Origin of the sequence: Paenarthrobacter sp. TYUT067 (assembly GCF_023656375.1) — a bacterium.
GTDB lineage: Bacteria > Actinomycetota > Actinomycetes > Actinomycetales > Micrococcaceae > Arthrobacter.
Genome location: NZ_JAMOIT010000028.1, coordinates 42,256 through 52,560, shown reverse-complemented (window position 1 = coordinate 52,560; position 10,305 = coordinate 42,256). Strand labels below are relative to the sequence as shown.

Genomic DNA, 10,305 nt, shown 5'->3' with positions numbered 1-10,305 from the left:
TTGGTAGCGACCCCTCTTATATAGGCACTCCCCTGTTAACTACGACGGCGCCCGTCCCCTTCCGGGGGCGGCCGCCGTTGCGTTGGGCTTCTTGGGCCCTAGCTGGTTCCTCTTCTAGTGGAAGAAGTGGCGTGCACCCGTGAAGTACATCGTGATGCCGGCAGCGTTGGCTGCGGCGATGACTTCCTCGTCACGAACGGAACCGCCCGGCTGGACCACGGCGCGGACACCGGCGTCGATCAGGATCTGCAGGCCGTCGGCGAACGGGAAGAACGCGTCCGAGGAAGCAACGGCACCGCGCGCACGCTCAGGTGCGTCGCTCGCGTCGGCGTTGGACGCACCGCCAGCACCGTCGACGTCGGACTCCACCTTCACGCCCAGCGTGTTGGCGCGCTCGACGGCCAGGCGGCAGGAGTCCAGGCGGTTGACCTGGCCCATGCCGATGCCCACGGCGGCACCGTGGTTGGCCAGCAGGATGGCGTTGGACTTTGCCGCGCGGCAAGCGGTCCAGGCGAAAGCCAGGTCCGCAAGGGTTGCTTCGTCGGCGGCTTCGCCGGCAGCGAGGGTCCAGTTGGCGGGGTTGTCGCCGTCGGCGTCCACCTTGTCGCTCATCTGGACCAGGACGCCGCCGGAGACCTGGCGCATCTCGGAGGGGTAGCGGCCGTAGCCCTCGGGCAGTGCGAGGAGGCGGATGTTCTTCTTCTTGGAGAGGATCTCCACAGCTTCTGGCTCGAAGTCCGGGGCGATGACAACCTCGGTGAAGATGTCGGCAACCGTGCGGGCCATGCCTGCGGTGACGGTTCGGTTCGCAGCAATCACGCCACCAAATGCGGAGACGGGGTCGCAGGCGTGGGCCTTGGCGTGGGCGTCCGCGATCGGATCGGCAGCGTCTGCGGAACCGACGGCCACACCGCACGGGTTGGCGTGCTTGATGATCGCGACCGCGGGCTCGGCGAAGTCGAAAGCAGCGCGGAGGGCGGCATCGGCGTCAACGAAGTTGTTGTAGCTCATGGCCTTACCGTGCAGCTGGTCCGCCTGGGCGATGCCTGCCGGGGCGGCCTTGTCCACGTAGAGTGCGGCCTGCTGATGCGGGTTTTCGCCGTAGCGAAGGACCTCGGAGCGTTCCAGGGACAGGCCGGCGTAGGCGGGCCAGTCGATGATGCCGTCGCCGTCTTCGTCCAGGAACTGGCTGGCCGTCCAGGAAGCCACAGCGTTGTCGTAGCTGGCCGTGTGAGCGAACGCCTTGGCGGCCAGGCGGCGACGGGTGTTCAGGTCGAACCCGCCGTGTGCAGCGGCCTCGACTACTGCGCCGTAGAAGTTGGGATCCGTGACGATGGCGACGGCGGCGTGGTTCTTCGCAGCCGAACGCACCATGGCGGGGCCTCCGATGTCGATCTGCTCAACCACGTCATCCTGGGCTGCGCCGGACTTCACGGTCTCCACGAACGGGTAAAGGTTCACCACCACGAGGTCGAAGGTTTCGATCTCCATGCCGGCCAGGGTGTCCATGTGCGCCGGGACGCGACGGTCGGCCAGGATGCCACCGTGAACGCGCGGGTGCAGGGTTTTGACGCGGCCGTCCAGCATTTCCGGGGAGCCGGTGACTTCTTCGACTTCCTTGACCGGGATGCCTGCGGCGGCGATCTTCTTGGCGGTGGATCCGGTGGAGACGATTGCGACGCCGGCTGCGTGCAGGCCCTTCGCGAGCTCCTCCAGTCCCGTCTTGTCGTAAACCGAGATCAGTGCACGGCGGATGGGAACACGGTCAAGCTGCGTCAAGCTCACAAAAGTCTCCGTCTTAGTTCGCGTAGATGTCGCGGGTGGATTCGCGGGTGTGGGGATACGGAGAGTTTATCGTGTTTCGTTGCTGCCCCGGTTTTGCGTCGTTTCTGCCCTGCGTTGCAAGGCCCACCATGCGTGCCACCTCCCGCTCGCGGGAGGCACACCCGGCCCCACAAAAACACCCCTACGTTGCGAGGCCCACTCTGCGTGCCACATCCCGCTCGCGGGACGCACACCCGGCCCCACAAAAACACCCCTACATTGCGAGGCCCACTCTGCGTCCCACCAAGGGCGCGAAAGGCGCACACCAGGCCCCACAAAAACACCCCCTACATTGCGAGGCCACTCTGCGTGCCACCAAGGGCGCGAAAGGCGCACACCAGGCCCCACAACTCAGGGCAGACAAGACATTACGACGACGGCCCACGCCACCCGCGCGACACCAACGCATCGCGTATCTTACGTTCGGCATGAGCCCACCCGCCCTTCATCTGGACATCGGAGAATTTCAGGACGATCCACCCCAACGCGCGAAGCCTATCGTCACGTTCGATGTCCTTCCCCCACTGCACAGGGTCGGAGCGGTGATGGTCGCCCTCATATTCCATGGCAGTTTTGTACTCCTTGTATTGGAGATCGGGCGTCGATATGTATCTCCCGCGCTCGTCGAAGATCGGCGCGGTAACCGCTGGCTCCGGCAGCCCGGCATCGACGATTTTCAACCGCAGACGGGATTCCTGCGGCGAGTCGACCCCAACGCGCAGCAACGGCAGAACCTCCCGGGCCATCCTGATCCTCTTGACCTTGGGTCGGCGGTCAATGACTTCCTGGATCGCCGCGATCGAGGACAACGGATTCTCCCGCGCCAACAGAAAGTCTCCGGCGGCCACAAGCGAAGACCGCCCCATATGCCTCGCCAAATCCATCCAGGTCCACTCGGGCGACGTCAATTGAACTCCGTTCAACATACGAACGTCCCGAGCAAGCAGTGGAGCCCGATGCCCGATTACGCCCCGACGCTTGACCCTCCCGATCTCTTGCCGTCGGGTCACATGGATTAGCCCGCTCCTGCCCTCTTCCTCGAGATAGATGGGGAGCGGCATGGACCACAACAGCGCTGCAGTGACATGGCTGACTGCACAGCGCTGTGTCACAGCGGTATGAAGTCGGCCCAGCAATGCGAGGTCCAATTCGCTTGCTCTTGCCAAGCGAATGCCACGACTCGGCGTCACAAGGTCTTTCGTCTGGAGTCGCCAGCGCGGCACTCCGGCAGCATAGGCATCGGCGACGAGAAAGCCCCTAGTGTCTACATTCGAGGGCAAAGGAGTGAGATTCCGCATGGATTCATGCTTGCCGGAAACGATGGCTCGCATTCGGTTATCCACAGAAATCGCCCTTCGGGGGCTCTTGACTGTTCCTCCACACCCCTTGTGAGGCCCACTCTGCGGCCCAAACCACCAACCACACACGCAAAGCAGGCCCCGCAACCCAAAGCCCACCCCTTGTGAGGCCCACTCCGCGGCCCAAACCACCAACCACACACGCAAAGCAGGCCCCGCAACCCAAAGCCCACCCGTTGCGAGGCCCACTCCGCGCCCCCAAACCACCAACCACACACGCAGAGCAGGCCTCACAACATAGGGTTGAGCCATGGAAGCCACCGAGGTTGTTCTTGTTGCCGATGTTGGGAAGAGCCGTAGCCGCGTGGAGTTGCGCAGCGGCAATGAGTTGCTTGGCGCCGCCGACCAGCATGGCTTCCCCGGTGTGCACGTGGACAACGGACCCACCCTCGCATTCGAACTCCTCCTCGAGACCGTCAGGCTGCTCCCGCCCGGGCTTCCAGTTGGCAGCATCACCAGCATTGGCGCAGCCGTTGCCGGTGTTGAGGCGTCCGCGGAGAAGTCGCAGGAACTCGCCAGCATGTTGTCCCAAAGATTCAGTGTCCCCTCGGCCGTGCTCTCGGACGCCACGGCCGCCCAACTCGGCGCTCTCCAAGGAGCCCCCGGCACCACGCTCATTGTGGGCACAGGCGCCGTGGCCTTCCGCTTCGACGAAGCCGGCGTCCTCCACCGGGCCGACGGCTGGGGTCCCTACCTTGGTGATCGCGGCAGCGGCAGGTGGATCGGCCAACAGGGTCTGCAGGCAGTTCTTGAAGCGCACGACGGCGGCGCTGCCACCTCGTTGTCGGCGGCGGCTGGCGCACTGGTCGAGTCGCCCGAGCTGCTTCCGGGTTGGCTGGCAGAAACAGAGAACCCCTACCGGGCGATGGCCCGTTTCGCGCCGCTGGTTCTACAGGCAGCGGAGGCCGGTGACGCCGTCGCACATGACATTGTGGGCGAGGCGTGCCGCATCCTGACCAATACCGTTAAGCGCGCGAGCGGCACCGAACCCGGCACACCCCGCGTGGCGCTCCTTGGTGGAGTGGTGGGATCGGACTTCTTCTCGGCGCTCTTGCGCAAGTCCCTCGCTTCGGCTGGGATTGAGGTGGTGGTCCCGCTGGGCGATGGCTTGGACGGGGCTGCCCTCGCTGCGACGCGCCGCGGGCTCATCCAGGAAAGGTATATCCACCGTGACGGAACAAACTGGCCCGACTGACGACAAACTTGCGGGCCTGCGCACGGAACTCGCCGGGTTGCAGACCGAGGCCACGGCCGAGGGCCTGGAAAACCTGGACATCCTGGGCACTGAAGAACTCGTAGCTGCGATGCTTGCCCACAGTGCAGGAGTACACGCGGCCGTTGAGGCTGCGAGCCCGGCAATTGTTCAAACGGTCGACGCCGTTGCGGAGCGACTCCAGCGCGGGGGCCGCCTTTTGTATGTGGGAGCCGGAACGGCCGGCCGACTTGGCGTGCTCGACGCCAGCGAGTGCCCGCCGACCTTCGGCACCCCGCCGGGACTCGTCGTCGGACTTATCGCCGGCGGAACCAAAGCGATCCAGCAGCCGGTGGAGTACGCCGAGGACAACGCAACTGCCGGCGCGCGCGACCTGCACGATATCAACGTGACTGAAGCTGACGCCGTCGTCGGTATTACGGCCTCGGGCCGGACGCCGTATGTGATCGGGGCGCTGGAAGAAGCACGGAAGCGCGGAGCGTTTACGGCGTCGCTGGCGTGCAACAAGGGCTCGGCCGTGAGTCATCTGGCCGATGCCGCCATTGAGGTTGTGGTGGGTCCGGAGTTCATCGCGGGCTCCACCAGGCTGAACTCCGGCACGGCCCAGAAACTTGTCCTCAACATGATCAGCACCTTGGTGATGGTGAAGCTCGGCAAGACGTACGGGAACCTCATGGTGGACCTGCGTGCCACGAACGAGAAATTGCTGGCCCGCTCGCAACGGACTGTTCAGCACGCAACCGGCGTGTCTGCTGCGGAGGCGGCTGCTGCTTTGGATTCTGTTGGCGGTTCGGTGAAGGCAGCTATTTTGGTACTTCTGACAGGCATCGACGCTGGTCAGGCCAAGGGTGCTTTGGAAGAAGCCGGTGGTTTCCTGCGGAGGGCCATCGAGAACCGGAAGTAACGCGGACGGCGGTGCCCGCCCCAGCGCATAAAGTTGCATGCAGGAGGGCAAATGAATACATACACAGCCGTGCCCAGCGGCGAACAAGTTGTGCAGGAACTGCCGTGGCGGTGGAAAGTCCAAGGGCGGATTTTCCTGATCGGCGGGCTCGGGTTCATGTTCGATGCCTGGGATGTCACGCTCAACGGCATCCTGATCCCTCTGCTGTCCAAGCACTGGTCCTTGCAACCGGCTGACGCCGCGTGGATCGGTACGGCCAACCTGATCGGCATGGCTGTGGGCGCGTTCGCGTGGGGAACCATTGCGGACACCATTGGGCGCAAGAAAGCCTTCACGGCCACCCTCCTGATTTTCAGCATCTTCACGGTTCTGGGTGCTTTCGCCCCGGACATCGTGTGGTTCTGCATCTTCCGCTTCATGGCCGGCTTCGGCTTGGGCGGCTGCATCCCCGTGGACTATGCGCTGGTGGGTGAATTCACGCCCCGCAAGCAAAGGGGCAAGGTGCTCACGGCCATGGACGGCTGGTGGCCTGTTGGCGCAGCGCTGTGCGGTTTCATTTCCGCCGGGCTGGTTGCTGCCTTTGGCGACTGGCGGCTCACCATGCTGATCATGGTGCTGCCCGCGTTGTTAGTCTTCTGGGTTCGCCGATCTGTTCCTGAGTCGCCGCTGTTCCTGATTCGGGCGGGCCGCCGTGCCGAAGCTGCGGCGGTGATCGATGGTCTGGTGGAGGCAACCGGCGCTTCACCGCGGGCGTACAGCTTGCCCGAACCGCAGGCGGCACCCCGGCTCTCCCCCGGCAGCGCTTGGGCCCAGTTGCGGGGAATCTGGCAGTTCAACTGGAAGATCACCACCGCGGCTTGGGCGTTGTTCTTCAGCGTCTTGTTGGTCTATTACTTGTCGCTCACTTGGATGCCCCGCATTCTCATCGGCGCCGGGTTCGAGGAGTACAAGGCGTTCGTCACGACGGCGAGCATGGCCGCCGTCGGACTTCTGGGCGTGGTGGTAGCGGCGCTCCTGGTGGAGCGTGTGGGCCGCAAGTGGATCCTGGCCATCACCGGTCCCCTGTCCGCTCTGACGCTGGTGATCGTGGCCTTTGTGGTGGACGTGCCCTCGGCTGCCGTGTTCTGGCTGCTGGTGTTTGGCTTCGTGGTCCAGGTGGCCATTCCGGTGCTTTACGCCTACGTCTCCGAGCTGTACCCGACGGAACTTCGCGGCTCTGGCTTCGGCTGGGCTTCGACGTTCTCGCGCATCGGCGCAGGCTTTGGCCCCTTGGTGTTTGCCTCGTTCTTCTGGCCTGAGTTCGGGTTGGCGCAGTCGTTCGCGATGGCTGGTGGGCTGGTGCTGCTGTCCGTGCTGTGGATGGCGTTCTTCGCCCCCGAGACGAAGCAGCGCGTCCTCGAGTAACCCGCTCCCAGTTGGGGGCGGTGGGCTACTTAGCGACGGCGGCGAGGTCTGCCAGGGTCTGGACCAACAGGCGGCGCTCCACTACCTTGATGCGCTCGTGCAGGGATTCCTCGGAGTCCTCGGGAAGAATAGTCACGGCTTCCTGGGCAATGATGGGGCCTGTGTCCACGCCGGCGTCGGCCCAGTGAACGGTGCAGCCGGTGACTTTCACGCCGTACGCGATGGCGTCGCGCACTCCGTGGGAGCCGGGGAATGAGGGCAGCAGCGCGGGGTGTGTGTTGACGTATTTGCCGCCGAAGGCATCGATGAAGTCGGCGCTGACGATCCTCATGAAACCGGAGGAAACCACCACGTCCGGCTTGTAGGACAGGACTTTGTCGCGCAGGGCTGCATCCCATTCGGCGCGGGTTTCGAACGAGTTGAAGTTGACCACGAAGGTCTCAATTCCGGCTTCGTCGGAGCGCTCCACGCCGTAGGTATCGGGCCGGTCGGCGCCCACAGCGGCGATCTCGACATCCAGTTCACCCGACTTCACGGCGTCGATGACAGCCTGAAGATTTGAACCGGTACCGGAGACGAGGACAACAATGCGCATTGCACTAGCTTATGGGCGGCTCGCGTAGGCTGGAAAACATGAATCCCGACGTCGGTTCCAAGCCGAACCAACAACCCCGCTCCGAGGCCGAGAAATCTGCCCTTGGCGTGAGCCAGAACCTCTTCCGTGCCTTCCTCTTGGCGGCTTTGGGTGCGTTCTTCGTGTTCTCCCTGAACGTGGATTACGTGTGGTTGAGCGCCATCCTGACGCTTGCGGCGTTGGTGTTGGGGGTCGTGGTGTTGGTGCGGACGCTCAAGCACAAGCATCCGAAACTGATGCTGTTCGGGACCATTTCGGGCCTGGTTGTCACGGCAGTCATGTGCCTGCTGATCCTGACGTCCGCGCTGTTCTTCAATCAGGTCAGCACGTACCAGGACTGCTCACGCAGTGCGCTGACGGAATCCGCCAAGACGCAGTGCCTGACCCAGCTGGAGAACTCGATGCCGGGGCCGTTGCGTTAAGAACCACGGCGCTACTGAGCGGACCCGCTCAGGCGTGTTCGTCGTCGTACGCTGCTTCGTCCAGGTTCGCTTCGCGCTGCTTCTGGCTGCGTTCCAGCCACGGCCCCACTGCGTAGCCAATCACGACGCCGATGCCCACTTCGGCGGCCAGCCAGACTGCCATCCACAGCGGGTGCGGTCCAATTTCCGTGAGCCGTCCGACGCCTGCTGAACCGCGGGCGATCCAAGCCAACGCCCCACCCAGGAGCCCCGCGACAGCGCCGACAAAGGCGCCCAGGAAAAGGGTGGAAACGGTGGCAGTGAACCATCGGGCCTTGATCTTGATGGAGAGCCACTCGTCAAAATGGTTCTCGCCTTCGCGCAGGAACCACCAACCCGCCAGGATCCCGGCCACCACCGGCAGCGCCAAGGCCATGGCTCCGGCGTCGAACTGCCCGGCGGGAAGGGCACCAAGTACCGGGACAGCCGGAAGAGGTCCGACGGCGGTGCCCAGCGGACCCGCCGTTGAACCGACGCCGAGCGAGAAGCCTGCGCCGGTGGACCAGGACAGCGCGAAAATGACGAGGTTGGGCAGGTAGCCGAGCTGTGCGATGGTGAGCACGGCACCGCCAAGGGCCCCAGCTTTCAAACCCTCGTAGACGGCAATAATGTCCGTCCAATGCCACACAATAGTCACGGCCAGGAGCAGTGCGGCCAGGCAAACTGCGGCCATCGCGGCTACGAATCCCGCCTTCAACGCCGAGCCCACATAGGAGCCAGCCCAGCGTGAATGCTGGCTGGTCCTCGCGAGCCAAGCGACGGCGTCGACGCCGATCAGCCGGCTCCACGAGCCTGCCTCGCGCCGGGCGCCCACGATCATGCCCAAGCCAAAGGAGATCAGCGAGATGGTCATGGCGAACCAAAGGTTGATGACAACTTCCGGTGTTCGGCACACGAAACCGGTGGCCGTCCCGAAAGACGCGTACACCACGAACGCGCCAAGAAATGCCTGCCACAACTGGTCTGTGTAGGACGCCCGGGCCAGTCGACGGCCTGCACGCCAGGCAAGCAGGAACGGAATCAGCGTCAGGCCAAGGGGAATGAGGGACAACAGCCCGGAGCCGGGTTGGGCCGCGGTGCCGAGGTTGACGTGCGCCAGCTCCAGCGGAACACCGTGGATCAGCAGCCAGGCTTGGCCCGCCAATCGTGCCAGGGAGTCCACGTTCCGGTCCTGGAACCCGTCGGTGGCCCACACCCCCACCAAGGGAAGGATCACAACAATGGCGGAAATGAACGCTGCCTGAGCCGCTTCCAAACCACCCTGTAGCCAAAGGGGCATCGGGAGGCCACGGTTTCCGGTCTGATCAGCGCGCAGTTTCATCGTGATCTATCGTGCCACGGTACGCCGCACTCCCCCGGCAGACTCCCCTGAAATACCGCGAATTCCAGCGCTTTTTCCAGAGGGCGGCCGTAAAATGGTAGGTGTTCTCCCGGGGACGGAGCCCTCAAAGACCACCTCAGCTCTTCCCCGCCCTGCACAGACTTTGAAAGGCCCGGAAACAATCGAAGCCGGGAACTAGGAGCGGCCAATGGATAGGTGTCACAACTCATAACAGAAAGTCGTACTAGCAGCTGGTGCAGCCGCCTTGGATTTCGTTCCCTAGGCTGCACCAGCCTTCTTTTGTATCTAACCCCTCGCACACACCTGGCTAGAGCTGTGGCCCGTAGATGAACTCCTTGGCGTGGTTGACGGCCTTCTTGAAGGCGTCGTTGCGGAGTGTCACCTGCTCGCGGCTGGCTCCCGCACTGGGTTCCAGGAACGTCGTCGGTCCTGGGCGGAGCATCCAGATATCCCCGGCCGGCGGGAGGTAGAAGACGCCGAAGGAGCGGTGCTCGGGATCGTCAGTCCAGATGGGGACCACGGCCACGGCAGCGCCGGTGTCCGGGTTGAGCCATTGAGCACGGGGCATGGGTTGTTCGTGGACTTCGGGGTCCAGGAACGGTGCCGTCCCTCTCCCCCAGCGTTTCTCGAACCGCTCGTAGAACGCGGGAATGATGTGGCCATCGTAGGGACGCCAAGCGCTCATGGATTACTCCTGGGTGATCTCAGATTGCGGGGTGAAGGATCCCAACGTGACGGTCCGAACGACAGTGGAGACTGCTCGCGTTGGGGAGCCGTGGATCCGGACCGGTGGAAGCGCACTTTTACGGGCGTCCCGCCCGTACCGCCAGGTGTTCTGCGCGCACTGTCGTAAGCCGCCCGCTTCCCTGGGTCCGACAAAACGACGTACGCCTGCATGATGGCGTGCAGTTCCTGAAGGTCGGCCGCGGAGGTGGTGTCGCCGTCGTCGACCCTTTGGCGTGTGTCCGGGTGGTGAGTCCGCAGCAGTGCACGGTAGGCGCGGGTGATCTCACGGGCCGTCGCGTCCGGCGACACGTGAAGCGTGGCGTAGTGGTCAGGTTGTGTGCTCACCTGCTGCTCCGATTCCTGCTGCGGACTGGGAGATGGCCCCCGGCGTGGGCCGGGGGCCATCAACTCGGGAGACGACGGGCGGGGGTCGCTTTCA

General features: G+C 64.1%; 10 protein-coding genes. 4 read left to right on the top strand and 6 right to left on the bottom strand.

Features of this window, described 5'->3' with window-relative positions; genetic code table 11:
* Positions 1 to 114 precede the first annotated feature (114 nt).
* A complete protein-coding gene (purH, locus tag MOD31_RS20305; RefSeq protein WP_250821532.1) occupies positions 115 to 1,785 on the bottom strand; it encodes a bifunctional phosphoribosylaminoimidazolecarboxamide formyltransferase/IMP cyclohydrolase in 1,671 nt (556 codons plus the stop codon).
* A 407-nt stretch (positions 1,786 to 2,192) separates the two neighbouring features.
* Positions 2,193 to 2,732, bottom strand: a complete 540-nt coding sequence (locus MOD31_RS20300; protein ID WP_250821531.1) for an endonuclease domain-containing protein — start codon at positions 2,730 to 2,732, stop codon at positions 2,193 to 2,195.
* Positions 2,733 to 3,432: 700 nt separating this feature from the next.
* Between MOD31_RS20300 and MOD31_RS20295 the strand changes: the two genes are divergently transcribed.
* From MOD31_RS20295 to MOD31_RS20285, 3 genes are read left to right on the top strand one after another with little or no spacing between them, the layout of a single operon-like run.
* Positions 3,433 to 4,377 carry an N-acetylglucosamine kinase gene (locus MOD31_RS20295; protein ID WP_250821530.1) on the top strand — a complete coding sequence of 315 codons (945 nt, stop codon included), beginning with the start codon at positions 3,433 to 3,435 and terminating at the stop codon, positions 4,375 to 4,377.
* The gene (gene murQ, locus MOD31_RS20290) at positions 4,352 to 5,299 is read left to right on the top strand and encodes an N-acetylmuramic acid 6-phosphate etherase (RefSeq protein WP_142939960.1); all 948 of its coding nucleotides are present in this window, start codon (positions 4,352 to 4,354) and stop codon (positions 5,297 to 5,299) included. The genes MOD31_RS20295 and murQ overlap by 26 nt, the downstream gene beginning before the upstream one ends.
* Before the next feature lie 51 nt (positions 5,300 to 5,350).
* A complete protein-coding gene (locus tag MOD31_RS20285) occupies positions 5,351 to 6,703 on the top strand; it encodes an MFS transporter (RefSeq protein WP_250821529.1) in 1,353 nt (450 codons plus the stop codon).
* A 25-nt stretch (positions 6,704 to 6,728) separates the two neighbouring features.
* Here the strand turns inward: MOD31_RS20285 and purN are convergent, their stop codons facing one another.
* Positions 6,729 to 7,298: a phosphoribosylglycinamide formyltransferase gene (purN, locus tag MOD31_RS20280; protein ID WP_250821528.1), complete on the bottom strand. Its 570-nt coding sequence runs from the start codon at positions 7,296 to 7,298 to the stop codon at positions 6,729 to 6,731.
* 11 nt (positions 7,299 to 7,309) lie between these two features.
* On the opposite strand from purN, the gene MOD31_RS20275 reads away from it, so the two are divergent.
* Complete coding sequence (locus MOD31_RS20275) at positions 7,310 to 7,759, top strand: hypothetical protein (RefSeq protein ID WP_142939963.1); 450 nt, start codon at positions 7,310 to 7,312, stop codon at positions 7,757 to 7,759.
* A gap of 28 nt (positions 7,760 to 7,787) precedes the next feature.
* Here MOD31_RS20275 and MOD31_RS20270 read toward each other — a convergent pair whose 3' ends face one another.
* From MOD31_RS20270 to MOD31_RS20260, 3 genes are all read right to left on the bottom strand, one after another.
* Positions 7,788 to 9,119: a DUF6350 family protein gene (locus MOD31_RS20270; RefSeq protein WP_250821527.1), complete on the bottom strand. Its 1,332-nt coding sequence runs from the start codon at positions 9,117 to 9,119 to the stop codon at positions 7,788 to 7,790.
* A gap of 328 nt (positions 9,120 to 9,447) precedes the next feature.
* Positions 9,448 to 9,825 (bottom strand): hypothetical protein, encoded by a 378-nt coding sequence (locus tag MOD31_RS20265; protein ID WP_250821526.1) that lies wholly within the window; start codon positions 9,823 to 9,825, stop codon positions 9,448 to 9,450.
* Positions 9,822 to 10,211 (bottom strand): J domain-containing protein, encoded by a 390-nt coding sequence (locus tag MOD31_RS20260; RefSeq protein WP_250821525.1) that lies wholly within the window; start codon positions 10,209 to 10,211, stop codon positions 9,822 to 9,824. Before MOD31_RS20260 ends, MOD31_RS20265 begins: the two co-directional genes overlap by 4 nt.
* Between the last annotated feature and the right edge of the window lie 94 nt (positions 10,212 to 10,305).

Coding starts and splice junctions, on each gene's coding strand:
- MOD31_RS20265 (WP_250821526.1), bottom strand. CDS start 9,825: ATGAGCGCTTGGCGTCCCTACGATGGCCACATCATTCCCGCGTTCTAC.
- MOD31_RS20275 (WP_142939963.1), top strand. CDS start 7,310: ATGGGCGGCTCGCGTAGGCTGGAAAACATGAATCCCGACGTCGGTTCC.
- purN (WP_250821528.1), bottom strand. CDS start 7,298: ATGCGCATTGTTGTCCTCGTCTCCGGTACCGGTTCAAATCTTCAGGCT.
- MOD31_RS20295 (WP_250821530.1), top strand. CDS start 3,433: ATGGAAGCCACCGAGGTTGTTCTTGTTGCCGATGTTGGGAAGAGCCGT.
- MOD31_RS20285 (WP_250821529.1), top strand. CDS start 5,351: ATGAATACATACACAGCCGTGCCCAGCGGCGAACAAGTTGTGCAGGAA.
- MOD31_RS20270 (WP_250821527.1), bottom strand. CDS start 9,119: ATGAAACTGCGCGCTGATCAGACCGGAAACCGTGGCCTCCCGATGCCC.